34 protein-coding genes and 1 tRNA gene are annotated in these 24997 nt (G+C 40.9%); 9 read left to right on the forward strand and 26 right to left on the reverse strand.

The genetic code is table 11. The annotated features are described in order from the left end of the window. Positions 1–162 precede the first annotated feature (162 nt). From NST79_RS12800 to sinR, 4 genes are all read left to right on the forward strand, one after another. Entirely contained in the window at positions 163–1836 is a 1674-nt protein-coding gene (locus NST79_RS12800) for an SNF2-related protein (RefSeq protein ID WP_085186487.1), read from the forward strand. A gap of 20 nt (positions 1837–1856) precedes the next feature. Beyond that, positions 1857–2651 carry a YqhG family protein gene (locus tag NST79_RS12805; protein WP_003230200.1) on the forward strand — a complete coding sequence of 265 codons (795 nt, stop codon included), beginning with the start codon at positions 1857–1859 and terminating at the stop codon, positions 2649–2651. A 182-nt stretch (positions 2652–2833) separates the two neighbouring features. Continuing rightward, complete coding sequence (locus NST79_RS12810; protein WP_003230187.1) at positions 2834–3007, forward strand: anti-repressor SinI family protein; 174 nt, start codon at positions 2834–2836, stop codon at positions 3005–3007. A gap of 33 nt (positions 3008–3040) precedes the next feature. Beyond that, the gene (sinR, locus tag NST79_RS12815) at positions 3041–3376 is read left to right on the forward strand and encodes a transcriptional regulator SinR (protein ID WP_003226345.1); all 336 of its coding nucleotides are present in this window, start codon (positions 3041–3043) and stop codon (positions 3374–3376) included. Between the two features lie 92 nt (positions 3377–3468). Here sinR and tasA read toward each other — a convergent pair whose 3' ends face one another. From tasA to tapA, 3 genes are all read right to left on the reverse strand, one after another. Next, positions 3469–4254, reverse strand: coding sequence for a TasA family protein (gene tasA / locus NST79_RS12820; RefSeq protein WP_212058891.1), 786 nt, complete (start codon positions 4252–4254; stop codon positions 3469–3471). Between the two features lie 63 nt (positions 4255–4317). Further along, positions 4318–4890, reverse strand: a complete 573-nt coding sequence (locus NST79_RS12825) for a signal peptidase I (protein WP_192858455.1) — start codon at positions 4888–4890, stop codon at positions 4318–4320. Next, positions 4874–5635: an amyloid fiber anchoring/assembly protein TapA gene (gene tapA / locus NST79_RS12830; protein ID WP_212058893.1), complete on the reverse strand. Its 762-nt coding sequence runs from the start codon at positions 5633–5635 to the stop codon at positions 4874–4876. The genes NST79_RS12825 and tapA overlap by 17 nt, the downstream gene beginning before the upstream one ends. Before the next feature lie 271 nt (positions 5636–5906). Here tapA and NST79_RS12835 point away from each other — a divergent pair, with 271 nt between their 5' ends. Then, the gene (locus tag NST79_RS12835; protein WP_003246051.1) at positions 5907–6233 is read left to right on the forward strand and encodes a YqzG/YhdC family protein; all 327 of its coding nucleotides are present in this window, start codon (positions 5907–5909) and stop codon (positions 6231–6233) included. Between the two features lie 41 nt (positions 6234–6274). Here the strand turns inward: NST79_RS12835 and NST79_RS12840 are convergent, their stop codons facing one another. The 10 genes from NST79_RS12840 to corA form a co-directional block, all read right to left on the reverse strand. Next, positions 6275–6454, reverse strand: coding sequence for a YqzE family protein (locus NST79_RS12840; RefSeq protein WP_029726723.1), 180 nt, complete (start codon positions 6452–6454; stop codon positions 6275–6277). 71 nt (positions 6455–6525) lie between these two features. Continuing rightward, a complete protein-coding gene (gene comGG / locus NST79_RS12845) occupies positions 6526–6900 on the reverse strand; it encodes a ComG operon protein ComGG (protein WP_014480253.1) in 375 nt (124 codons plus the stop codon). Next, positions 6901–7284 carry a ComG operon protein ComGF gene (gene comGF / locus NST79_RS12850; RefSeq protein ID WP_080529536.1) on the reverse strand — a complete coding sequence of 128 codons (384 nt, stop codon included), beginning with the start codon at positions 7282–7284 and terminating at the stop codon, positions 6901–6903. It abuts the gene before it with no gap. A gap of 25 nt (positions 7285–7309) precedes the next feature. Then, a complete protein-coding gene (comGE, locus tag NST79_RS12855; RefSeq protein WP_080529537.1) occupies positions 7310–7657 on the reverse strand; it encodes a ComG operon protein 5 in 348 nt (115 codons plus the stop codon). After that, positions 7641–8072 (reverse strand): competence type IV pilus minor pilin ComGD, encoded by a 432-nt coding sequence (comGD, locus tag NST79_RS12860; protein ID WP_212058895.1) that lies wholly within the window; start codon positions 8070–8072, stop codon positions 7641–7643. Before comGD ends, comGE begins: the two co-directional genes overlap by 17 nt. Continuing rightward, the gene (comGC, locus tag NST79_RS12865; protein ID WP_003230162.1) at positions 8062–8358 is read right to left on the reverse strand and encodes a comG operon protein ComGC; all 297 of its coding nucleotides are present in this window, start codon (positions 8356–8358) and stop codon (positions 8062–8064) included. The genes comGD and comGC overlap by 11 nt, the downstream gene beginning before the upstream one ends. Before the next feature lie 13 nt (positions 8359–8371). Beyond that, the gene (gene comGB / locus NST79_RS12870; RefSeq protein WP_212058897.1) at positions 8372–9409 is read right to left on the reverse strand and encodes a comG operon protein ComGB; all 1038 of its coding nucleotides are present in this window, start codon (positions 9407–9409) and stop codon (positions 8372–8374) included. Then, positions 9396–10466 (reverse strand): competence protein ComGA, encoded by a 1071-nt coding sequence (comGA, locus tag NST79_RS12875; RefSeq protein WP_004399124.1) that lies wholly within the window; start codon positions 10464–10466, stop codon positions 9396–9398. Before comGA ends, comGB begins: the two co-directional genes overlap by 14 nt. 211 nt (positions 10467–10677) lie before the next feature. After that, entirely contained in the window at positions 10678–10875 is a 198-nt protein-coding gene (locus tag NST79_RS12880; RefSeq protein ID WP_014480259.1) for a CBS domain-containing protein, read from the reverse strand. A 1-nt stretch (position 10876) separates the two neighbouring features. Further along, positions 10877–11830: a magnesium transporter CorA gene (corA, locus tag NST79_RS12885; protein WP_015483432.1), complete on the reverse strand. Its 954-nt coding sequence runs from the start codon at positions 11828–11830 to the stop codon at positions 10877–10879. A 142-nt stretch (positions 11831–11972) separates the two neighbouring features. Here corA and NST79_RS12890 point away from each other — a divergent pair, with 142 nt between their 5' ends. Beyond that, positions 11973–13301 (forward strand): hemolysin family protein, encoded by a 1329-nt coding sequence (locus tag NST79_RS12890; RefSeq protein ID WP_003230150.1) that lies wholly within the window; start codon positions 11973–11975, stop codon positions 13299–13301. 52 nt (positions 13302–13353) lie between these two features. Here the strand turns inward: NST79_RS12890 and rsbRD are convergent, their stop codons facing one another. Next, positions 13354–14190, reverse strand: a complete 837-nt coding sequence (gene rsbRD / locus NST79_RS12895; RefSeq protein WP_046381180.1) for an RsbT co-antagonist protein RsbRD — start codon at positions 14188–14190, stop codon at positions 13354–13356. An 86-nt stretch (positions 14191–14276) separates the two neighbouring features. On the opposite strand from rsbRD, the gene NST79_RS12900 reads away from it, so the two are divergent. Continuing rightward, positions 14277–14347: transfer RNA gene (locus tag NST79_RS12900), tRNA-Gln, on the forward strand. A gap of 66 nt (positions 14348–14413) precedes the next feature. On the opposite strand, the gene mgsR is transcribed toward NST79_RS12900, so the two are convergent. After that, positions 14414–14794, reverse strand: coding sequence for a transcriptional regulator MgsR (mgsR, locus tag NST79_RS12905; RefSeq protein ID WP_003230147.1), 381 nt, complete (start codon positions 14792–14794; stop codon positions 14414–14416). A gap of 231 nt (positions 14795–15025) precedes the next feature. Between mgsR and NST79_RS12910 the strand changes: the two genes are divergently transcribed. Then, a complete protein-coding gene (locus tag NST79_RS12910) occupies positions 15026–15271 on the forward strand; it encodes a DUF2626 domain-containing protein (protein ID WP_003226300.1) in 246 nt (81 codons plus the stop codon). Positions 15272–15310: 39 nt separating this feature from the next. Here NST79_RS12910 and NST79_RS12915 read toward each other — a convergent pair whose 3' ends face one another. Beyond that, entirely contained in the window at positions 15311–15946 is a 636-nt protein-coding gene (locus NST79_RS12915) for an MBL fold metallo-hydrolase (RefSeq protein ID WP_048655106.1), read from the reverse strand. A gap of 156 nt (positions 15947–16102) precedes the next feature. On the opposite strand from NST79_RS12915, the gene NST79_RS12920 reads away from it, so the two are divergent. Next, complete coding sequence (locus NST79_RS12920) at positions 16103–16276, forward strand: DUF2759 family protein (protein ID WP_003230141.1); 174 nt, start codon at positions 16103–16105, stop codon at positions 16274–16276. Positions 16277–16307: 31 nt separating this feature from the next. Here the strand turns inward: NST79_RS12920 and NST79_RS12925 are convergent, their stop codons facing one another. The 10 genes from NST79_RS12925 to rpmG all read right to left on the reverse strand — a co-directional run bounded on the left by NST79_RS12925 (position 16308) and on the right by rpmG (position 24945). Next, a complete protein-coding gene (locus tag NST79_RS12925) occupies positions 16308–16622 on the reverse strand; it encodes an MTH1187 family thiamine-binding protein (RefSeq protein ID WP_003230139.1) in 315 nt (104 codons plus the stop codon). Between the two features lie 2 nt (positions 16623–16624). After that, a complete protein-coding gene (locus NST79_RS12930; RefSeq protein ID WP_003230137.1) occupies positions 16625–17686 on the reverse strand; it encodes a lipoprotein in 1062 nt (353 codons plus the stop codon). 61 nt (positions 17687–17747) lie between these two features. Continuing rightward, complete coding sequence (locus tag NST79_RS12935) at positions 17748–18878, reverse strand: M14 family metallocarboxypeptidase (RefSeq protein ID WP_212058909.1); 1131 nt, start codon at positions 18876–18878, stop codon at positions 17748–17750. 82 nt (positions 18879–18960) lie between these two features. Continuing rightward, a complete protein-coding gene (locus tag NST79_RS12940) occupies positions 18961–20877 on the reverse strand; it encodes an LTA synthase family protein (protein ID WP_003230133.1) in 1917 nt (638 codons plus the stop codon). 116 nt (positions 20878–20993) lie between these two features. Further along, the gene (glcK, locus tag NST79_RS12945; RefSeq protein ID WP_123373069.1) at positions 20994–21959 is read right to left on the reverse strand and encodes a glucose kinase GlcK; all 966 of its coding nucleotides are present in this window, start codon (positions 21957–21959) and stop codon (positions 20994–20996) included. Positions 21960–21969: 10 nt separating this feature from the next. Beyond that, complete coding sequence (locus tag NST79_RS12950; protein WP_004399107.1) at positions 21970–22185, reverse strand: YqgQ family protein; 216 nt, start codon at positions 22183–22185, stop codon at positions 21970–21972. A 109-nt stretch (positions 22186–22294) separates the two neighbouring features. Continuing rightward, a complete protein-coding gene (gene yqgP, locus NST79_RS12955; RefSeq protein WP_212058899.1) occupies positions 22295–23818 on the reverse strand; it encodes a rhomboid protease YqgP in 1524 nt (507 codons plus the stop codon). 89 nt (positions 23819–23907) lie between these two features. Next, entirely contained in the window at positions 23908–24081 is a 174-nt protein-coding gene (locus tag NST79_RS12960) for a hypothetical protein (RefSeq protein ID WP_003230126.1), read from the reverse strand. A gap of 66 nt (positions 24082–24147) precedes the next feature. After that, positions 24148–24711 (reverse strand): 5-formyltetrahydrofolate cyclo-ligase, encoded by a 564-nt coding sequence (locus NST79_RS12965; protein WP_212058901.1) that lies wholly within the window; start codon positions 24709–24711, stop codon positions 24148–24150. Between the two features lie 84 nt (positions 24712–24795). Next, the gene (gene rpmG, locus NST79_RS12970; RefSeq protein WP_003153056.1) at positions 24796–24945 is read right to left on the reverse strand and encodes a 50S ribosomal protein L33; all 150 of its coding nucleotides are present in this window, start codon (positions 24943–24945) and stop codon (positions 24796–24798) included. Between the last annotated feature and the right edge of the window lie 52 nt (positions 24946–24997).

Raw genomic sequence — 24997 nt, forward strand, 5'->3', positions numbered from 1 at the left:
ATATTTTCATGCTGTTATGGACATACTATAGCAATATCTTACATCAAATACATACTCATATCCTACCATCATCACTATATGCTGGGCAACAGCAATTTGGGCAGATTTTTCTTATATTATTCATCTTAAGAATCGAAGAATAAGAAAGGCGGTTTCAAAGCAATGAATACAGAAATGATCTACGATGCAAAATGGCCTGAAGAATTTGCTGAAAGACTGAAAAACGATGGCCCTTGGGCAAACTGGGAACTGTACAAGCTCTCTGCAGAAATCCAGAAAACATTAGCAATTCCAGAGTTTGAAGGTTTACGGGCTCCTTTATATCTGCCTTCCTTTACGCCGCTCCCCCACCAGCTTGAGGTGGCGCAAAAAGTGGTTGAAAAAATGAACGGCAAAGCGATTTTAGCAGACGAGGTTGGTCTCGGGAAAACGGTTGAAGCTGGACTGATTCTAAAAGAATATATGATTCGCGGGTTAGCAAAAAAAATTTTGATCCTTGTGCCCGCTTCCCTTGTGTCACAATGGGTCAAAGAGCTTCAGGAAAAATTTTTGATTCCGGCTGTTGAACAAAAGAAAAGCTATGTGTGGGAGCAATGCGATATTGTCGTCTCATCAATAGACACCGCGAAGCGCTCGCCCCATCGCGAAATCGTTCTGTCAATCCCATATGATCTTGTCATTATTGATGAGGCACACAAACTGAAAAATAGCAAAACGAAGAACTATGAATTTGTCCGGAATCTCGTAAAAAAATATTGCCTGCTTCTTACCGCGACGCCAATCCAGAACCGTATCGAAGAGATTTTCAATTTGGTGTCCTTATTAAAACCCGGCCATTTAGGCAGTCAGAATCACTTTCAGGAGGAGTTCGCCAAGAAGAAATCCAGTTTAGAAGCGCATGAACATTTAAAAGATCTTGTGAATAAAGTCATGATCCGTAACAGGCGGCATGATACCGGGCTGAATTGGAAACAGCGCCATGTTGAAACAGTGCCGATTGAATTTTCTCCATCAGAGCAGGCGCTTTATGATGAAATTTCTCGTTTGAAGGAAAGTATCAATAAACCAGCCAGCATGTTCTCGATTATGACCTTGCAAAGAGAATGCTGTTCGAGCAGAGAAGCGGTGTATATGACGCTGAAAAAGATGCTTGATCAAAAAGAGAAACAAGCACCTGCCATTGATGAGGATACGATTTCAGTTTTAATAGATCGCATCAATCAAGTGACACAAAACTCTAAAGCGCTTCAAGTTGTTGATTTGATCAAAAAGATCGACGATAAGGTCATCATTTTTACAGAATACCGTGCAACCCAGATTTATCTGCAGTGGTTTCTTCAGCAAAACGGCATCAGTTCTGTGCCGTTTAGAGGCGGATTTAAACGTGGAAAAAAAGACTGGATGAAGGATCTTTTCCGCGGAAAAATCCAAGTCCTTATTGCAACTGAAGCAGGCGGTGAGGGAATTAACCTGCAATTTTGCAATCACATGATCAACTATGACCTGCCATGGAACCCGATGCGGCTTGAGCAAAGAATCGGAAGAATTCACAGACTCGGGCAGGAGCGTGACGTGCATATTTATAACATGGCGACAAAACATACGGTGGAAGAGCATATTCTAAAGCTTTTATATGAAAAAATTCATTTGTTTGAAAAAGTGGTCGGTGAACTTGATGATATTTTAACGAAAATTCAAGTGAACAATTTTGAAGAGCACCTTCATGACATTTTGTATCACTCAGCAACAGAAGAAGAAATGAAAATAAAAATGGATAACTTAACCTCATTTTTGTCTTATAAAAAACAGCTGCCTGCTGAAAAAAGAGGATCTTAGCCTGTAAGGAGGTTTTATTAGTGAGACAGCAAGAGGTTCACGATTTTCTGCTGCGTTTTTTTCAAGCAAACAGCTGCCAAATCGTCGATCAAGGCTTAGGCTATATGACAGTGCAGCTTACAGTTGAAATGGACAAACAAATCATGAACCGCCCTTTCTACTGGCATTGGCGCGAGAAGACAGGCGGTGATCCGAATCCAATGAAAATCACTTTTATTACAGATAAAGAAAATGCGCCAAAAGACCTAGATGGTGAATTTATATATTTTGGGGCCCCGCGTCTTTTTCAAATATTTAAAGCTGTTAAACAAAATGGGAGATTTACCAGAATGTATGAGAAAATTGAATCAGCCGGAGCTAAAGTCCCACTTCAGCCTTGGCTTGGTATAAATGTCACGATTTCATACCAGTCCGACATGAAAAAGGATAAGTTATTGTCACTAGGTCTTCACCTAGTCTCTGGAACGATAATTGAAGATTTTCAAAGCAAGCTGACCCAGTTTTCACTGACGTCTCAAATATGTGACTATTGCTTCACCATTTCACCTATGATCAAACCAGAAAGCGGACTTAAGCGTATGGAAAACTATATTTCCAAATCCGCTATGCAGGAGCCGTCCGACTGGGCGGAACAGGCGGTTAACAGGTGGAAGAATGATATGACATTGCTTGATAAGTTTTACGAGCATATAGAAGAAAAACCAGAAGAATACCATCTAGAAAAACAGGCGCTGAAAACCTTGTATCAACCAAAGATATCAGTTGAAATTGAAAATGGCGGATTGTTTTATCTGCAAAATAATATTTCAAGCTAACTTTTTTACTATTCGACATCATTCTCGTTTTTTTTGAGAAAATACGATTATAATAAAGGTATATTGGAAAAAAATTCTGGTGATTTAATGGCAAATGACTTCCAGAGACTAATGAAGCATACAATGAGTCATGGCCGGACTGGCTGAAATACATAAACAAGTATTTTAGGAGGAGAAACTGCATGAAGAATGCAAAACAAGAGCACTTTGAATTGGATCAAGAATGGGTTGAATTAATGGTGGAAGCCAAAGAGGCAAATATCAGCCCGGAAGAAATACGAAAATATTTACTTTTAAACAAAAAGTCTGCTCATCCTGGTCCGGCAGCCAGAAGTCATACCGTAAATCCTTTCTGAATGTGCTATAATATCACAAGGAAGGTGATGACATTGATTGGCCAGCGTATTAAACAATACCGTAAAGAAAAAGGCTACTCACTATCAGAACTAGCTGAAAAAGCTGGGGTAGCGAAGTCTTATTTAAGCTCAATAGAACGAAATCTACAAACGAACCCCTCCATTCAATTTCTCGAAAAAGTCTCCGCTGTTCTGGACGTCTCGGTTCATACTTTGCTCGATGAGAAACATGAAACCGAATACGATGGTCAATTAGATAGTGAATGGGAGAAATTGGTTCGCGATGCGATGACATCCGGGGTATCGAAAAAACAATTTCGTGAATTTTTAGATTATCAAAAATGGAGAAAATCCCAAAAAGAGGAGTAGTGCCTGAGCAGAGGCACTAACTCCTCTTTTGTCAATAACCATCGAGACGGCCCAGTATATGAATACTAGGCCGTCTCTTTTTATTGCTGTTATTAATTTTTATCCTCGCTGTGCGCTTTTTCATTTTCTTTCACATAACCGTCTTTATCAGTATGGTCCTTTTTGATTGTCAAGCCGTTCCACTGTGTAGCTTCGAACGAGAATTGAAGCTTAATGGAGTTGCCTTGATATTTATTTTGAACCATAAGCCCGTTTTCATCTTTTGTTTTATCATCTTTGAATTGGATTTCCATTTGAACCTGATCGAAGTCAGTTGGTGTTTTTGGAACACCATCATATTCAGGAGCGGTTTTACCGTCAATTGTTGCTACATTGACTTTACCGCTTGCATGTAAGAATTTAGGGTCAATTTGTTTTTTGATTTTTTCAGTAGCCGCTACATCATTTTTAGCAGACATCAAATACAAGTCTTTAAGGTTCGCATCATCTAAAATAATGTTTTTCGGGTAACCATTGCCGCCCTCTTTTCCAACTGTCAACAATGTCACTTCAAACTGGCTGAGGAAATCTTCTGGAGATGTATTGCTGCCGCCGTTTGCTTTAAAATCTCCATAATTAAGCGCCATTAAAACTTCTTTGATCGCAAGTGATCCGTTATTTTCAAATTGGAAATCCTTTGTCAACTTATCTCCCGGCTTTAGATTTGATAAGTTCACACTCGCTGAATTCTCTTTAGCAGATAAATCAAGCGTACCTGATGCAAAAGTAGCATCCTTTGATTTAATGTCGTTAAATGCTGCCCATGTTCCTCCTCCAACTAAAGCTAATCCTAGTGCTGCAGAAGCAACTCCTAAACTCAATTTCTTTTTCATACCCATGGTAAACTCCCCTTTTATTGAATGATTTTATATCGAAACCTGTTGCCAGGTTTACAACTGAAGTTAAGTAGACATGGTGCTGTCCTTTGTATCTGTTTCCAAGGCTTTTGTCTTTCTTTCAATTTCTCTAATGGCGCTGCTGATCGTCACAAAAGCGTACACTAACAGCATCACGCCGGGAACAATCAATAATACAGCCGTTCCAATCGGCTGGCTGGCAAAATGAAGCATATAGCCGGCATATGGAAGCTGAAAACCTGTGTATTGCGCGCGAACATTTTCGTCCGATACAGGCGCTGAATCAGCGGCTGCATTATTATCACCTTTTGTTTTAAATAACAAATGGTCTCCTTGCTTTGTTATGTCAACAATTCTGTGGGTGACCGCCGTATTTGCATCCTGCATAAATGTAATAACGTCACCTTTTTGGAGCTCTTTCACATCAGTGGTTTCTTTGACCAATATTAAGGAACCTGTATTGAACTCCGGCTCCATCGAACCTGACAGAACTGATTTCAGCGTATACCCAAACACTGCCGGCTCTCCCCCGGATGAACGTGTTGAAATCACGACAAGTGTCAGCACAATAATAAGAGTAAAGATGATCACGTATAAAATATTACTGATCAGCTTCATTGCTTTTTTCATCCTCTTCCCCGCTTTCCTTCTGGTCTGATTGAGTTTCTTTTTCTTTGGTTACAGCTTCTTGAGATGTTTCTTCTTTCATTGTTTTTTCCTGTATATCCTTTTGTGTTGTTTCATTCTCCTTTTTGACGTCCGGCTTTGTTTCTTTTTTAGGGACTGTCGGTTTTTCATCGCATTTTGCAAGCCTCATAGGCTCCGACCACTCAAATGTAATGCCGTTTGCCGGGTAGCCTGCCGGTTTATATACTTTAAATGCATAAATGCCGGGTTTCATTTTTTTCTTCGTCTCAATTTTATAAAGTGAATCGCCAATTTGATTGGAGACAAATCCTTTTTCGATCACGTTCCCATCCTTTAACGGTTTGCGGGCATTTTCAAGCTTATGAAGCTCCCACTTCCACTTTGATTTCTTAAGTTTCTCACCTGTATTTTCGAGCACAGCAAATAAGGCGAAAGGTGAGCATACAGTGCCTTTCGTATCCGTTTGATCTGATATGTGCAAATCACTTTGATCCCAGCGTTTATCATAATGGCAGTTTTTATCTGTATGCTGAAAGTCTTTACACGTTTGAAGTGAGACATCAAATGTTTCAATATCATGAAAAGCAGCGCTTGTATCATCGGAAAATTGTAAGCATATTGCGGCAGTCAGACTGAAAATGACTGAAAGCTGAAAGATAAGCAGAACTTTCAGTTTCGTCTTCGCCTTTTGCTGATTGTGAAACAATCGAAACATATCTTACCTCCTGTAAAACACTGTAACTTGATATGACAATCGTTCTCTTTAAAGAACTACACAAATAGAGTATAATCAACGATTTATAGATTTAAAAACACCGAAATCGCTCATTTCGTTCGTTTAAAAGAATGTTTTCATCATATTACAAAGTCTTGCTCAGTATTGCTCATTTTTTCAATTTTTTTGAAATTTTTGGGATTGTTATGTGAGAATTTAAATGCATATCCCATTATTATTTGGTAATAATAAACAAAGAAAGGGTGACAGCATGATGATCAAACAATGTGTGATTTGTCTATCTCTTCTCGTCTTTGGCACCACAGCCGCTCACGCAGAAGAAACACCGCTTGTAACCGCCCGCCACATGTCCAAATGGGAAGAGATTGCTGTAAAAGAAGCAAAAAAAAGGTACCCGCTTGCACAGGTACTGTTCAAACAAAAAGTATGGGACCGTAAAAGAAAAGATGAAGCAGTGAAGCAATACCATTTAACTCTGAGGGAAGGGTCAAAAGAATTCGGCGTTTTTGTGACGATTTCATTTGATCCTTATAGCCAAAAGGTCAATAAAATCGCCATATTAGAAGAATATCAATAAGGTCCTCCATTTTTTGAAGGACCTTATTCGTTTATTTGCGGTTATTTTTTCCGTTTCAGCCAAAGTCTGAAGCCATAGGGTAAAATACCGAACAACTGCTGGGAAACAGGCGTTTTTGTTTCTTTCCGCACCTCTTTTCGTTCTTTTCGCTCATCTCTCGGAGTATCTATATATTTGACAAATTGCTGCGTCATATATTTAACATAGTCATTCGTTTTCACGTGATCACCTCATCATTCAATTATTATGAAGTGTTGTCTCACATGACTTTTTTTATACCCTTTACACTGTTTTATTCTGTCCATCTCAGCAGTTTTTTCTGTTTTTGATCAAACACGATCTGTGCAGTTCTTTCTGTTCCCGACTCCGTTGACACTCTTAAGTTGATTTCTTTTTGTTCTTTTATCGATGTATCATGAATGTAATAAGAAACCCGTCCATATGGAAATTGCTGCGTACCCTCCTGGCCTTTCCGTTCCTCTAGAACATGCCGAATCGAAAGAAGCACCCCATTTTGAAGCAAATTCTCTCCTATGTATAACTCTTTTGTTTCCTTCTCAAACATGCAGCGTGAAATATATTGAGCAGCAGCAAAGTTCACGATTAACAGCACAAGCGCTGACACAAAAAGAACAGCTGGATAAATAAACCCTCTTGTACGATACATTCACCTCCCTCCTAAATACGAATAGACTGGAAAAGCAGTTTGATACACTTTTTGGTCCTCACTCTCAATTTTCAGCAAAACAACACCATTTTCAATATCAGCTTTCATGGCAGTAATATGATCTAAAATCGGAACATGCCCTTTGCCATCCACTCTTTTTCTTATCATTGAATGATAAATGTCAAAACGGATGTCTTGTCCGGAAAGATTGGTGCAGATTAACACGCTCCCATGCTCGGCTGTCTTAACTGCCTGTGATTCCTTGCATTCATTCATCATCTGTTCTATCGAAATCATCCATTCTTGCTGTGTGAAACCGTCATGTTCCTGCTGTCGAGACAAAAACAGATGGAAAATCGCAGCTAACGATCCTGATATGAGCAAAAAGACTGAGAGCGAAAATAATACGTTAAGAAGGGTGTAGCCATTCTGTCTGCAGGATGCTGAGGCAAAATGATTTTTCTTTATAAGCTGCGGCTTTGATACATACGTTTTGATATTCGCCCTCCTCCTCCCACTTCATTGCATAGATATGATTGTTCTTTGTAATCGTTTTTGACGCGGCTCCTTCACCACTCATGACATATTTGCTAATGCTCTCATTCATCATCTGATAGCCAATTTCTCGTGATTCCGCCATTTTTTCATCAGACATCAGCTTGTCCCACAAGGGGACGACTGTCAGCAGCACAAACAGCCACAGGCTTAGCGCAGACATTGTTTCTATTGTAGAAAAACCTTTATTTTCTCTCCACATTGACTCTCCCGCTCCCTAGATAAACTGTTATGTCATAAGCGTCATGGCCTATTACTCGTATTTTTCCGCCTGCATTCGGGTGCCCTTTCTCATTAAATTCCAAACGGTCTTTTAATGTCAGCAGTTCTATAGAAAGTCCCGTTGCATACGGACGTTCAATGACCGTATCACCAATGACTAATTGATATTCTTTTTTATGAAAGAGAATTTTTGTTCTTTGTTGACGGGAAATAGCAGTCTGCTGTGTGAGCATAATATCATTTTTCAGCTGCCTTGCTGCCTGTCGGACAGCTGTATTGTCATAAGCAGGAGGAAGTGTGGTGAAGACGGCAAGCAGGAGGATAGAGGCAAGGCTTAACACAAGCAAACTTTCTAAAAGGGTAAACCCCTTCTCCTCGTTTAATTTAATGTTCAACCTTAACTTCTCCGCCGGTGATGATAATGCGCTTACCATTTGGACAGACAGCATCCTTTTTCACATAGCCCTCTGACTGTAAATCGGCAAGGCTCGGAGTTTGTCCTTCATGATCAAGCTCAAATGCAGTCATTTGTGCCTTAACCATGTTTTGTAAGCCTTCACAGCCCTTTTTTTGAATGGTTTGATTATGTTTCGTGACGTTCGGTATCGTAATTAAAAGCAAAATCGAAATAATAAAGAGCACGATTAACATTTCAACAAGTGTAAATCCTTTCTCATTCATCAGCCTCTTCCTTTCACATTTGATTCATCATCTGATACATAGGCACAAGCATAGATAAATACACAAGTAAGATCATCGCTGCAACAATTCCATAAATCATTGGCTGAAGGATGCCTGTCCATTTTTGCGCTTTGTGTTCCAGCCGCTGTAATATGAATTGGCTGTATGTGAAAAGCTCCCGATCCAATCGGCCGCTCAGCTGGCCGTGAGATATGACTTTTGATAAATCAGTTTCATAAAAAGGGCTTCCACAAATAGCGGATTCAATTGACTCACCGGCTTTTAGCCGTTCAATCAATTGTTCAGCCTCGCAGCGGTAGAAAGGGAGAAACGTTTGATGTTTAAATGCATTAAGGCTGTCATAAATTGAGAGGCCTGATTTTAAAAGGCTGCTTAGCTGCAAAGAAAAAAAGTAGCTGTTAAACAGCTTGACAAGCTTTCCAACCAAAGGAATCCTGATACAAATCAGCATTTGCCGGGCAGGTGATTTTTTCTTAAACACAAGCCAATAATAAATCCCGATACCTGCTGTAAAAAGAACAAGCAAAATGATCACAAGATCAATATGCTGAAAAAAAGCAAAAAGCATATCGGTTGAACGTGAGGTTTCCATATTGATCGATTGATAGATACCGGAAAACTGAGGAATGATGATGGACTGTAACATATAAAACATGACAGCGACCGTAAAGATGAGGAAAAGCGGATAGCGCAGCACTCTTTTCAGCTGGTCTGCCTGTGCAATTTTTCGTTCCAGCAGCTCTCCGCTCTGGATCATTGAAGCAGGCAGTTCACCATGTGTTTCAGCAAAATAACAAATACCTACGGCTTCCTTATGAAATGACAAACTCTTTAGTACTTGATAAAACGGAGCCCCTTCCCTCAAACAAGTGACCGAATCAGTCAAGTCAGCCGCCTGCCTCTTATTCATCTGAAGTTCCATCAGGCGTAATCCATCCAGAAGTGTATATCCGCCCGCAGTCATTTCACCGAGCCTCTTTAATAACCTGGCTTGATCCTTTAACAACCAGACTTTTCTAATCTTTTTCATGATAAACCCACCGGTCATAGTTGTTTGTCGTTAAATAGCCGAGCGCAATTCCTTTTCTGATAATTTGACGAAGCGTTTGATATTGGTAATTTGCATGATTTCCTTTTGCCTCCTGGATACATTGCTGAAGATTTTTCCCGTATAGAAGCTCATAAACGCTAGCTCTCCTGGTATTTCGTGACTGGCGACAATACACTGATGAACATCCGTTTTCACAAAACGGGCAAGCCAAATCAACCAAGCGCTGAGCCGCTATTGCAATGACAGTCTGTTCAATTTCATTCATATTGATACCGAATTCAAGCAGTCTGTAAATTGCGCCCTTTGCGTCTCTCGTATGAAGGCTCGTTAGTACCAGATGTCCCGTCATCGCTGCCCGCACCGCAATTTCAGCTGTTTCCGCGTCTCTGATCTCACCTAAAATAATCATATCGGGGTCATGGCGCAAAATTGCTTTCAGACCTGCGGAATAAGTTACACCGGCTTTTTCATTCACCTGAACCTGAAGAACATCTTCGTCCCTTGTTTCAACAGGGTCCTCTAATGTGACAATATTTCGATTAAAGTGTTTTTTTGCATATTGAACGAGAGAGTATAGTGTGGTAGTCTTCCCTGAACCAGTTGGCCCGGTAAAAATGAGCATGCCATGGGAATGTTTTAAAAACGAGAGTAATGTGGCTCCTGTCTTCGGAAATAGCGACAATTTATCAATCGAAGGGATATTGTATTGGGGCATCACTCTGATCACGAGGCTTTCTTCATTAATTGTGGGCAGCGTTGACATTCTTAAATGAACATTTCCCTCTTTCAGCTTTAACGTAAGCGAACCGTTTTGCGGCTTTCGCCTTTCACCTATATCCATTGCTGAAAGAAATTTAAAATGTGAAATCAGCCTTACGCACTCTTCTTTTTTCATGTCCCTTTTTTTCAGCAAGGCATGATCGACCCGAAAATGAATGATAGCGTCCCGCTCCCTCGGCACAATGTGAATATCAGAAGCCTTTGTTAGATATGCTTCTTCAATCAAGTTTTTGCTTACCTTTTCTATTGAATCCAATTTGATTCCCTCTCCTTTCAATGCGTATTGTAGAAAAAGAAGGAGCGGTAATCAAACAGGGAAAACGTGATTTTGTGAGACGTTATATGCTGAAAAATCCCTTCTTTCTGGCAAGAAAAAGACTTTCAACTGAATGTACCCCTGTCATTATAATTTTCCCTATAAATAAAAAAGCAGACATGGTCACCATGCCTGCTAGATTCCATTTTCATTATGCTGTTTTCGCTTTTTGACCAGTATCTTTCTCAACGGAAAGGTCGCCTAATGCAACAATACCGGCAATTTGGCCATATTCAAGAATCGGTAAACGGCGGATTTGATGCTCTGCCATAAGCGCCTTGACATCGTATCCGGTCACCCTGATATGACTGGTGAAAAAACGGGGCACGCTGTACAAAATATGAAACATCCTATAGAGTCCGCCTTTTTCGAGGTTTCTTTTTCTTCTTCCGCTCCTGCAGCATATCTCCCGTCCAGCCTTTTTTCCTCAAATAGAGATAGATCAGAACTGTAGATGTGACAATCAATAAGAGAGAAAAGAGATATCCGTATTTCCAATTCAGTTCCGGCATCACTGAAAAGTTCATCCCCCATAAGGCCCCAAGAGCTGTAATCGGCGTAAAAAGCGTCGTGAAAATGGTCAGCGCTTTTACAATTTCATTCCCCCTATGTGAGGTAATGACTTCCTCTGAATGCAGCAGATTGTTAAGCTCCCCTTCAAATTCGCTGATGTATGTAAATCCCCTGTCAATCTTCAGTTGTGTCCGCTGATAATCCTTTTTCTCTTCATTTTGAGGTAAAAAGGTTTCTTTCAACGCCATTTCAATTTTTTTAGCGCTTAGTATCAAATTTTTCCAAATCATCAGTTCATGGCGCAGGAGATGGACACGGTTTAAAATGCTTTTGCTATTGTCGTCTTTAATCTGCCATCTAAGCTTTCTCAGCTTTACTTCAAATTCATCAACACCGATTAAATACGCATTCATTAGTTCGCCGAGAAGAATTAAAAACCCCTCTATCGCATTGTCCGCTCTTTCCATTTGCCGGACAACTTCTTTTCCTTTAATCTCTCTCAAAATCGAAAAATCAAAATTGATTGTAAAAAAATATTGTCTGGTGATATAAAAGTGAAAAACAGTATGATCTTTTTCTTCACCAAGCCCCTGATCATAAACAATCGACCCAAATACCGCTTCATTTTCCGTTTCAGTTGTATCTACTCGCAAAAAATTAACGTGATGGTTATTTTCAAACCACTTTTCACACTGAGGCCAGTGAGAAAAATGGATTAGATCTCTTGCCTTACTTCTTTCTTGAGGCCCCATTTGGTACCAAAACCAATCCTTTCCTGTATGTGCCTTCATGTCAAGATCCTCCAAACTTTTGTTCTTTATTCTTTAATTGCCCAATAACCGCGTCACTAAACCAGTCTGCCGCTTCAACACATGTTTTATGAGCATTTTCAGGTGGTATGGAATGTAGAAAGACATCGGAAAAGGGAGGTGCATGCCTTCCTTGGAGAAGGCAGTTGTTTTGGAATTTGTCAATTTACTAGCAGTCGCTATTCTCATTTTGTTAACAGGATTTTTTGTTGCCGTAGAATTTTCAATCGTGAAAGTGCGGCGGTCCAAAATTGATCAGCTTGTCGCAAAAGGAAAGAAAGGTGCTAAAGCGGCAAAGCATGTCATCACTCACCTTGATGAATATTTATCAGCCTGTCAGCTGGGCATCACAGTCGCAGCATTAGGACTGGGATGGCTTGGGGAACCGACTGTGCAAACTCTGCTTCGACCGCTTTTTCATAAAGCAGGCTTAAATGAATCGCTTACCCACCTGCTTTCACTCGTCATCGCATTTTTAGCGGTTACGTATTTAAATGTCGTTATCGGGGAGCTGGCTCCAAAGAGTTTCGCCATTCAAAAAGCAGAAAGCATTACCTTGTTGTTCGCTAAACCGCTTATTTGGTTTTATAAGATCATGTTTCCATTCATTTGGCTGTTGAACCACTCTGCCCGATTGATTACAGGAGTGTTTGGACTGAAGCCGGCATCAGAGCACGAGCTGGCATATACAGAGGAAGAACTTCGGGTCCTATTGGCTGAAAGCTATAAAAGCGGCGAGATTAGAAAAAGTGAATTAAAGTACATGAATAATATCTTCACCTTTGATAAACGAATGGCAAAGGAAATTATGGTGCCGCGAAATGAAATGGTCAGTTTGTCACTAGATGAAGACTCCATTTCAAATCTTCAGGAAACAGTCAAGCAAACAAAATATACACGGTACCCAGTTGTAAGAGAGGATAAAGATAACGTTATTGGCGTGATTAATATGAAAGAAGTGCTGTTTTCCATGCTGACGAAAGATTTTTCAATCAAGAAGCATCAAATTGAACCTTTCGTACAGCCCGTTATCCATGTCATTGAGACGATTCCTATTTATAAACTATTGCTGAAAATGCAAAAGGAACGCACTCATATGGCGATCCTCATAGATGAATATGGCGGGACGTCCGGTTTGGTCACTGTCGAGGATATTATCGAGGAAATTGTAGGAGAAATCCGTGATGAATTTGATGCGGATGAAGTGCCTCATATCCGCGAACTTGGAAAGGATCATTACTTGTTAAATGCAAAATTATTAATCAGCGATGTTAACAGCCTGCTTGGAACCGATTTATCGGACGCAGAAGTAGACACCTTGGGCGGCTGGTTTTTGACACAAAACATAGACGCTGAGCCTGAAAGTACCATAGAATATGATGGCTACTCTTTTAAGGTAAAAGACATCAACAGCCATCACATTTTATTTATAGAAGTTAAAAAAGCTGAATAGCCCGTGAAAGGCTGTTCAGCTGCTATCTTTCAAGATAAACATGGCAAAGGCATCAACACTCTTTTATTTTAAACCCTTTATTGGCCAGGGCTTTAGCAAGACTTTGCTCGGTTTTCACATTCGAAAAATCCAGACCCAGCTTCACGACAGTTTGGGCAATTTCCGGCCTGATTCCTGAAATAATCGTCTCAATGCCGAGCAATTTGGTGCTGTCAATCACTTTAAAAATTTGATAGGCTACCATGGTATCAACGATAGGAACGCCCGAAATATCTAAAAATAAATACGAGAGCTTTAACGCTGAGCACTGCTCCAGCACAGACTCCAAAATCGTCCTCGCTCTGTGCGTATCAATTTCACCGACAAGCGGAAGAATCCCAATTCCATCAGTAATCGGCATAATCGGCGCACTCAATTCATTAATCATTTCTTTTTGCGCGTTTAATTGTATCATGGTCACCTGGTGATATTCTCCCGTAAACACTTCGATGATCTCATCAATGTTTTGATTCAAGATCCGGCTCCACTCATAAAATTCCTGAATGCTGATGTCTTGAGAAGAAGCTTCGCTGAATTTATGAATCCATTCAAACATGATGTGCCTGAAAGTGTTAAACTGGCCGACACTTTGTGTAACCGTCACTTCATGAACGGCACGGTCTCTGGCGCATTGAAGAGACCACCGGTTGAGCTCATCCTCTACGTCTTCTTTTCTAAGGGATTTTGCTACGATGGTCACCAATAATTCATGCTGGTCTTTTAACTTTTGTTCTAGTTTTTGCTGATCTTTCGCTGAATACAGCCAGCTGCCTGTTGATGTACAAACTTCCAGCCATTGTTGCGTGATATCTTCTTTGTGCTCTGTTAAGTGCTGATCAAGAGCTATCATCTTAATGAGCTACCTCCTGTTTTTGAAAAATGTACGCTATATATGTATAACGCGTCTGCCTTTACACATACTATGTTTAGATTCAATGGGCTATAGCCAAGCGGTAAGGCAATGGACTTTGACTCCGTGATCGTTGGTTCGAATCCAGCTAGCCCAGTTTCTGAACAGGTGAAAAACCGAAGACAAGCTGATTCGAATAAATCAGCGGATCTTCGGTTTTTCATCATGCAGATTGATGAACCGTTTTCTTCTTCGATAACTTCAACAGTTCTCCCGGGTTATAACCAATCACCAGCTTTTTGTTGTCTACTAGAATCGGGCGTCGCAAAAGCTTCGGCTTCTCGATTAAAAGTTCCAGCACCTCATTTACCGTCATTTCTTCAATGTTTAAATTTAAATTTTTGAAAGTCTGGCTTCTTGTCGCCAAAATTTCATCAATTCCTTCTGTCGTTAACGATAAAATGTACTTTAATTCTTCTCTTGTCGGGGTTTCTCTGAATAAGTGCCGTTCGTTAAATTCAATTTGATGTGCTTTAAGCCAATGTTTTGTTTTTCGGCATGACGTGCAGCTTGGATATGAGTAAAAAGTTAATTGTTGTTCCATTCGTTTTTTCCTCCTCAGTTAACCATCTCTTTGTAGAATAACTACCCGGATCATTTTTCATTTAAACCATTTACAGAACTTTTTTCGGATTATTTTTTTAAAAACATTCATACAATAGAAAACACAATCAAAGGGACAAATTCCATTTGTATATTAATAATGAAAATGTTTACATTTCTAGGTGTGATCCATTATAATAACAGTCAGAGGGACTCTCGGGAGGGGATAAAAATGAATCGCATGTTCCGGGTGTTAGGATTTTGGACGGGAATTTTTGCAGTCATGTTTTATTTAGGTGATATGAAAGATGCTTCCCTTTTATTTTTTGGACAGACGATCTTATTTGTGTTTCTATCGTATTTGAACTTAACCGAACGCATGTATATTTATATTTTTGGCGCTTATTTAACGATTTTCTTCGCCGGCTTTACATATTACTCAATTTTTATTATGGTGCCCGGCGGCGGAGGCCATTAAATGCAGAAAGAGACAAACCTTATCGGTTTGTCTCTTTTTTTACAATGAAAACCCATTTAAAAACGGATTTTGGTCCTGCTCAGTCAGTACGTTTGTTTCAGGTCCATGGCCGCTTAACACCAGCGTGTGTTCCGGAAGCGTAAGCAGTTTTTCATGAATGGACGTCAGCAGCGTCTCTTGATCGCCGCCTATTAAATCCGTACGTCCTATACCGCCTTGGAACAAGACATCTCCGGAGATGACCAAGTCTGCATCTTTCACGTAGTAAGACACACTGCCTGGTGAATGTCCCGGCGTAAATAATGTTTCCAAATGAAACGGCCCGATATTCAACTCACCGTCGCCTTCAATTAGATGATCTGCAGGCTTAGCTGTTACTTCTATCCCTCGCAGCATGCCGGAGCCGTTTAAAGAAGCATCCGTAAGCCAATTTTTTTCATTTTGATGCAGGTAAACAGGAATATCCCATTTTTCTCTCACTTCATCAAGCGCCCCAATATGGTCAAAATGGGCATGTGTAAGCAAAATGGCTAAAGGCGTCAGCCCTTTTTCTTTTATGTATTGATTGATTTTATGTCCCTCGCCGCCCGGATCAAAAATCAGGCATTGATCATCATTGATGAGAAAATATGCGTTAGCTTGAATCGGCCCTACTGGCATTCGTCTCCATTTCACTATTATCACCTCTTTCTTTTTTATGCTCTTATTATGAGGGTTTTTGAAAAAAGATTCAAACAATCGCAATGAAAACGCTATCGACAAACCTATAAAAAACAGGTAGAATAAAACTGGAAAGAATTGCAGGTTTTTCAATGTAAAGGGGGCTGTGTTATGTTACTTGTCGTGATTTTCGGCCTTGTCGCTCTTTTCGCTTTATGGGGAGTCTTGCGTTCTGTTAGAAATAAAAATATACTCGGGTTTTTATTAGCCGGTGCCACCTTATTTGTCTTTGGATGGTTTACCGTGATGACCGTAATAAACAGCGGGTATCCAACCGCACATTAAAACCTGTATCCGATCGGATACAGGTTTATTTTTATGGCTGTAAATGTTTATTGACACTTTCTATTTTGCTCTCAAGCGTCGTTTTTTTGTCACGCCTGTCATCGATACGGATATTCGTTGCCACTCTGTGCAATCCTTTTTGAAATGGCGCTTCGTGAATTGCCTGAATAACTGCAAAAAGGTCACTGAGTTCTCCCTCGATCAGCGTATTCATCGGTGTCAGCTGATATTTGATTTTCCCTTCTGCTTGATATCCTTCTAATATCTTTTGCACATCGGCTACGTAAGCACTGACACTGGGTGTTTCCGTACCGATTGGGATAATGGTTACATCTGCGATAGCCATCGTTATTCCATCTCCTTTTGATCAATGATGAGTTGCTTCGTTTCATGTGATTTCAATAAAATAATTTGCTCAAAATGAAAGCCGTATAACGCATATTTCCCGTTCGGAGATATTTGAATCGGCTCCATTTCCCGCAGAGACACAAGATCTTTTGTCTCTCCCGATGCTACATTGATTGCTGCGAGCTTATATGCATCGCCGCTTTGTTTGAATGTATAAAACAGGCCTCCTGCTTCATCATAGTCATACTCCATTGGAGCCAAACTTGTATATTTCGCTTGGAGCGGCCATTTCGCTGTAACAGGTGATGTTGATTGCGGCGTTTTAAACTGATACGTCCCTTTTCCTCCGGAAGCTGATTTGACAGTAAAACTCATTTGATGGAAAGAATCGAAGAATAGAACGTTATCCTCAAGCTTCTGTTCCGTCTTAGAAGCTGTATCGAACGTATATAAAGGCCCTGTTTTATCGTCTCTACCCTCTTTTACATAATCAAATGTATTTTTGGATGTCCAATGAATGAACGGAACCTGTACTGGGCTTAAGAAAGATTCGTCTTTTTTAGCATTCACCTGATATGTATGGAAATCCCAGTTTTCATTGAATTCCGTCACCATCATTTGATAAGGATCATACTGATTCCAAGCAGCTTCAAGCTCATACGTTTCGTAATCTTTTTCGTAAAGCGTCTCTCCTTCTGCATTAAGCAAAACCACTGCCGTCTTTTGGCTATGTGTGATTTGCAGCAGAATCATCTGCTCCCTCGCATTGATTTGAACATCAACGATTTGACCATCCGTTTGATAGAGCTTTTTCGCTTTGCCTGTAAAGATGCGGTACGCAAAAAGCTCTGTTTTCGTCGGATTAGACGCAGTATATAATATTGTGCTGTTATTCAGCCAGCCTTCCGCCCCATCCGCTTTTTCCGCGGAAAGCGGTATGATGTCTTTTTTCTCATCTTTTGCCGCCGATGCCTGTTTTTGCTGCTGATGAGATGGTTCGCATGCCGATAAACTAAACAGCAATACCGCCAGCAGAATAAAACAAACTGATCTCATCAGCATTCCCCTCCGATCATCTTTATTCTCTCATATTTGCTTCGGCAGAAAAAAGAAAAAGTTTCAGTTACTCATGAAAAAATAACGCCCTCCACAAGATACCGCTTGTGGCGTTATATATGTGTGAAAACTGCTGAAACGGCAAAGGATTTTGGCCTTTTCCAAGTTCCACCGTATACCCTTCCTTAAAATAATGGTGAATAAACCAATCACGAAATCCAGCATAGCTGTCTATATCCCTTACTCCCTTATAAATGTTCCCGCTTAACTCCTCAAACTCCTTTATGACGGCAGCAGATTCCTCAGGCTCAAGGCCTTTATAGCCCCAATAAATTTCTTCTCCTTGAGTATGAAGAGCCAGCAGTCTGTCAGGCGGATTCTCCGTGATCAGCCGGTACATCGCAATAGATTCCGGCTCCGTAAGCGGAGAGATTCCCGGAAAATCGCGGTAGCTGGGTGCTGTCGGTTTTCGGTATTTTTCAATTTCCCATAATGATGGAAATTGTTTATTTAAATCAACCCCGTTTATATTCGCCTTCCATTCATTAAAATTTGGACGATGTTCATTTAGCCTTTCGAGCTCATCTCTTCTGGCTCCCATGACTTCTGATCCGTTTAAAACAAGATCAACGCCATCCGGATTGACAAGAGGAACGAGGGATAAGGATGTGCTGTTAAACAGCTTTATGGGAGAAAAGCCAAAATAAGGCGAATTGCAGCATAATGACATACAGTATTCCTTAAACCATTTTAGCAGGACAGACGTTGTAATCCACTCATTCGCATGAAATGACGCGTTCATATGGACCTTTTTTACGGCATGCTCCCCACCAGCCTTCAGCTCCCAGATAGGCCTGCCGAGTACAGAACGGCCAATTTCCCGGCATGAGACAAACGGAAAAACATCAATAATCTTCTTTATTTCCTTTTCAACAGCTGAATCATCATAGATTTTCTCTTGCTCAATCCAGCTATCAGAAAGTTTCAGCTGCCGAGGCTGTAAAAAGCCCTTTATGTCCTGAATGGTTTGAAGCTCTTTGCCGCTATGCTCCTCTATCACATAACCAGGGCAATACAATTGATGTTTTTGTGCGGAGCGATTTGCACTTTTAAGCAATTCCTCGTCTATCTTCAGTTCTTTCGCCACTCTGGCCAAATTGTTCTTGATCTCAGGTTTCACCGTAATAAACGCCATCATCATCCCCCTTTTTTGTTACTATATGACAGCGTATTTAAAAAAAGAAAGCCTCCCGCTCACTTTGACGCGGGAGACATTGTGATTACGATGCCTGATCAAGCATTTGTTTTTCTTTCCGTTTTGACGAATTGTCCAGCCTTTTCTGGTCATAAAATCGCAACAAATCCCCATAAATGATTTCATCAGAAAGTGATAGCTCCTGTTTTGCTTTATCAGCAAATGCTTCACATTGTTTTGTCTCTTCTAACGGTTTTCCCGTCTCTTTGTCATAACACGCACCGTCTGTATAAACAACCTGATCTGTGATAAAGCTCCCGTCCCGGAGCACCGTGAAGTCCAGTTTTTCGTCTGAAAGCAGATCGTTGCCGAATTGAATTTGATCTTTCGTATCAATCCCTAAAAGATTCATCAGCGTCGGCCTGATATCAATCTGCCCGCCTACTGTTTCAATGGTTTGCGGCTTTTTATCAGTAATACCCGGAATATGAATGACCAGCGGCACTTTTTGGAGCTGTACCTCTTCAAATGGGGTTATTTCTTTTCCTAAAAACTGCCCCATCGCTTCATTATGGTTTTCTGATATACCATAATGGTCACCATATAATACAATAACAGAGTTGTCATATAACCCGTCTTCCTTCAGCTTTTCGATAAACCGTTTCAGCGCCTCATCCTGATAACGCACTGTCGGAAAATATTTATTTAGCGTCTGGCTGCTTGAATCATATTCATCAATCAATTGGTCCTCTTCATCAAGATCAAACGGGAAGTGGTTCGTCAGTGTAATCAGCCTCGAGTAAAACGGCTGAGGCAGATTTTTCATCAGCTCTGAAGACTGCTCAAAAAATTCTTTATCCTTAAGTCCCCAGCCGACTGAATTTTCGTCAGTTACATCATACGAGTTAATATCAAAAAACGAATCATATCCAAATGAGTCGTACATTAAATCACGATTCCAAAAGCTCTTATTATTAGCGTGGAGCACCGCTGAATAGTATCCGCTGTTTTTCAAAATTTCAGGAGCGGCCATATATTGATTGCCCGCATTCGTAAAAAATACGGCACCTCGTCCAAGCGGATACAGTGAATTGTCCACGATAAATTCAGAATCCGAGGTTTTCCCCTGGCCTGTTTGGTGGTAAACATTATTAAAGTTGTAGCTCTGTTTTATAAAGTCATTCAGAAAAGGCGTGATTTCTTCTCCATTCAATTTTTCATTAATCACGAAGCTTTGCGTCGACTCTAAGGATACGAGAATGACGTTCCTTCCTTTTGCAGCGCCGAATAAGCGTTTGTTGGCATCCTTCGCATTAGCGGTTACGTAGTTTTCAATCTCCGTCAGGCTGTTGCTGTCTGCCAACGCTCTCTGTGCGGATTGCTTTGACTGAAGAACGCCATCGTAAATATGAAAATTAAACAGGCTAATGTTTTTAACAAGCATTTCTCTGTCAAATGAGCGTGTCAATAGCTGAGGTCTTTCCGCCTCAGACAAGCCCAGGTTGAAGAAATAAACAGAAGCAACGAACAAAAAATAAGCCGCCCGTTCATTTTTCGTTGAGGGAATGTCCGATTGAAAAGCTTTTTGCCGGATGTGAAGCCATATTAAAACCGCAATATCTACAGCTAATAGGAGGTCTGTCGGCTCAAGAAGTGTTCCGATGCTGCTTCCGAGATCACCCATATTGCTCGTTTGAAAAAGAACAGGGATTGTTAAGAAATCATTGTAAAAACGGTAAAAAACCATATTTGCCAGCAATACAAACGTGACAAGACAGCTCATCGCGATAATGTAGCGATTTCTGTTTTTGCCTTTTAAAAACAGGCTGAGGCCAAAAATAAGCAACAAAAAACTCAATGGGTTGATAAACAGAATAAATTCCTGTGTTAGATTGTCGATTTTAATATGAAAACTGGTTTTGTAAACAGCATACGTTTTCAGCCACATCAATAAAATGGCAATCAGCATAAATGAAATCTTCGAAAAAAACGTTTTTCGCATTTCAACCTCCTATGCAGCACGCTCAAAAAAATCAGTCTATTCCCAACATTCTCATTAACACATCAAATTAAATCTTAACCTGAGCACAACAAAAAATCAATTTCATTTACACAATTTTAACAATTTTGATGTTTCAGCCATTCATTTTTAGCGATCCAAGCGCCTCCGATAACGCCGGCATCATTTCCAAGTGCTGCGATTGAAATATCAGCAGCTTGGGCTGCCCGCGGAAACGCGCATTTGCGGAATGTTTTCTCGACTTTTGATCTCAGCAGTTCTCCGGCTCTCGATACGCCGCCGCCAAGAACGATTTTGGATGGATTAAGCGAGCTTGCCAAATTTCCGAGCACCAAACCAAGATGCTTGGCTACATAATCAACCACCTCAAGGGCAATTTCATCATTTTCACCCGCCGCTTCAAACACATCCCGCGCTGACAATTGTTCGGTTGCTTGTAAACGTGTCGTCTTTTTAGCATTTGCTATTTTTTCTTTTGCAATTCTTACAATTCCGGTTGCTGACGCAATTGTTTCGATACAGCCCGTTTTGCCGCAGTTGCAGGGCGCTCCGCCTTCAGGGATGCTGCAAATATGGCCGATTTCTCCGCCGGCGCCATTTATACCATGTACAATTTCACCATTTGCAATGATGCCGCCGCCAACTCCTGTGCCAAGCGTCACGAGAATGACGTCTTTTGCGCCATCACCCGCTCCCTTCCACATTTCCCCGAGCGCAGCAATATTCGCGTCATTTTCTATAACAGCTGGGATGCCGGTTTCTGTCTCCAGATGGTTTTTCAAAGCATAATTTTTCCACCCTAGATTTACTGTTTCATAAACCACTCCTGCCGCCATATCTACAGGGCCTGGTGCACCCATTCCGATGTATTTGATGATGTGCTTCGGTTTTTGCAGCTCATCCAGCTTGCTGTCGATTGTTTTTGCAATTGTGACAGTAATCGTGTCGCCGGTTTTATCAGTCGGAACTTCCCACTTATGCTGAATTTCGCCATATTGATTAATAAAAGCGAGTTTAATCGTCGTTCCTCCCAGGTCAATGCCCGCAAACCATATCTCGTCCATTTTTATCACCTTAGCCTTTATAAAAATCTCTTCCGTTTTTTGTTTGTTCCAATTCTTTTCGAAGGACAGCTGCCGCTCTGGCCCACTGCTCCTTTTCAATCATGTGGTTCATGTATAATTCCTTTAATTCATCCAGCATAAACTCAATTTCAAGCTCTCTGTCTCCAAAATAAACAATGTGGCCAAACGTTTTTAACAGCTGCTGCACATCATAAAATGTATTCATTTTCCTCACCATTTCTTGAACTTAACTATCATAAGCGTATTCATAAGGAAGCGGTCAGTCAAGAAGAAAACGCTGACAAAAAAGCCAGCTTCCTTTCCATATTCCACCTCTATGATTCTTTATTGTTTTCAATTTGCCGCTGCAGCTCCTTGTAGCGCTGCTCCTTCGGCTTCAGTTTCACAGCCGTCTGGATGGCCTTTTCTGCTTGTGCAAGCTCATTTTTTTCCGCATACAATAACGCTAAATTGTAATAGGAAGCATGGTCTTTAGGTTCTTTTTTCACTGCTCGTTCCAAAAGGGAAACCGCCTGATCATATTCGCCGATTTGAATATCAGAAACAGCAAGAATTTTCAAAAGATCGGCAGAGGCATCTTTTTGCGCTGCTTCTCCGTTCAGCAATTCTGTTACTTCTTCATACTTTCCTTCCTGATACAGCTCGCTTGCCTGCTGAATCAGCGCTGACTCCTGGTGTGAAGGCGAATGCAATCCGTAATATAAAAATCCAACAGCCAAAGCAATCAGCAAAACCGCTGACAACAATCTTTTTCCAAAGGCTCCGGCTTTAGGCAACCCCAGTGCTGCTGCAGCGAAAAAGCCGCCAATCAAGCCGCCGATATGTCCTGAATTATCAATATTCGAAACCGCAAAACCAAAGCCCAGATTGATGATAATAATGACAATAATATTGGTTCCTATAGTTCTTAAAAACATTTTTCGATTAGACAAAGCAACATACAGTAATGCACCTAAGCATCCGAATATGGCTCCTGATGCCCCTGCCGAAGGATACGGGCTGAACACAAAACTCGCAATCGAACCCGTAATGCCAGCAGCCAGATAAATCAGCAAAAATCTCCCCGATCCATACATCCGCTCAACCGCTGTACCAACCGACCATAAAGCCAGCGTATTAAAAGCTAAATGCGCTATGCCGATGTGAAGCACGATCGGTGTCAGAAGCCGCCACCATTCTCCTTGTGCAATCAGGCTGTTTTCTTTTGCTCCAAAAGCCACCAGTGTCTCCGTATTAGTGCTGCCTCCGTTTATTTCGAGCAAGAAAAACATCAGGATCTGAAGCGCAATAAATAAATATGTAAAAGTCGGTTTTCCGTTTTGAAAAACCGCCGCTTCAGTTTTTCTCTGTTCTTCTTGTTTCAGCACTAGCGAAAGGAAGCGTTCTTGCGCCATTTGCGCGTTTTCAAACGAAGCGTGTTCCTCTGAACAATCTTCTGTACGAAATGATGGAAAAACCGCTTGAAGATCATCTCGAAGCATCGTTCCTCTAACGATCGCCGGCTCAACTGACACAGTTCCCTTCTCAAAAGTTTTTTTTGCAATCTCTTCCCAGTCATCAACTGGGGCTTCCGTTGAAAAAAACACGTTCAGCAACTTCATCCTTCGTCTGCCCAATTGATGTCTGACTCGTTCTACTCGTTCGGCCTGCTCTTCGATGTCTCTAACCATTTCTTGACGGAAATCAAGATCGTGCTTATAAAGACGAACTAGATCATGAGAGGACTTGTCCGGCGCTTCCAGCCATATTTCATCTGACTCACCGGCTTGTATGACGCCATACCCGCTATTCACCAGGTGCGCCGCAATTTTCCAATATGTATACTCCAGCAAAAACATGTTTACCGCTCCAATAGTTTTTTTTCATTATAACAGCTGGCGCTCCGAAACGCCTACTGAAAGCAAAAAATCCCGTTTTTCACGGGATTTTAGAAAGCTTGCTGTATAAACTTATTGCGGATAAATGGAATTCTTAAAAACAAATGGATAAAAGACCGCCTGATTCCTGGCTGGCTGAGTACAGTATTCATAAGACGGTAGCGATTTTGATAAAACATGACGGCAGAAACCGCGAAAATGGCATATATCAAAAGTTTTTTCATGATATCCCTCCTGCCAATAGGGTTTGTTATTCTACCTTATTTATTCTCGAATCAGGGACAGGAAAGTTATGAAAAACAAGAAATGATCCGATCCTCTGTTATCAGCTTATGTACCGGGATGTCATGCGGCAGACTGGGTACGTGCGCAAACAACTGGCACTCCAAAAGCAAAGAGACTGTCTTCCCTTCATATGCACTTAAATAGCGATCATAATAGCCGCCTCCAAAGCCGACCCTAAACCCGTTAACATCAAAACAAACACCTGGAACGATCACCAAGTCAATTTGTGATGGGTTTACTTCTTTTGTTTTTTCAATTACCGGCTCGAGCAGTCCGGCGTACACGGTTTCGAGCTGATCATCAGTCTGATATGTGCGAAATTGCATTTTCTTCGTGTCCGGATGGCATTTTGGGATGCAAACTTGTTTCCCTTCTTCCCAAGCCTGCTCAATGACAGGACGCGTCGGTATCTCTAATCCTCTGGAGATGGTGACCGCAATGGTGCCGGCATTTTGCCACTCCGGCAGAGAAAACAAATACTTATACATACGTTCCGTTTTTTGAAGCAGATCATCACTTGATAAAGTAGACAGTGCCTGCATTGTCTTTTTTCTTAATTGTGATTTCATCTCTCATCCCCCTCGGAATAGAAAAAAAGCCAGAACCTTTTTCAAAGCTCTGGCTTTTTTCTTACACCTCAAACAGCAAAGCTGTTATTTTGTTTCACGGTGTAACGTAGATTTTTTATCACGTGGGCAATATTTTTTAAATTCAACGCGGTCTGGATTGTTGCGTTTGTTCTTTTTAGAAATATAGTTACGCTCACCACATTCAGTGCAAGCCAAAGTAATATTAACGCGCATTATTTTCCCTCCAAACTAAAATCATTTACTTATTCAGACTTATATATAATAC

Source organism: Bacillus sp. PS196 (assembly GCF_037963555.1).
GTDB lineage: Bacteria > Bacillota > Bacilli > Bacillales > Bacillaceae > Bacillus > Bacillus subtilis.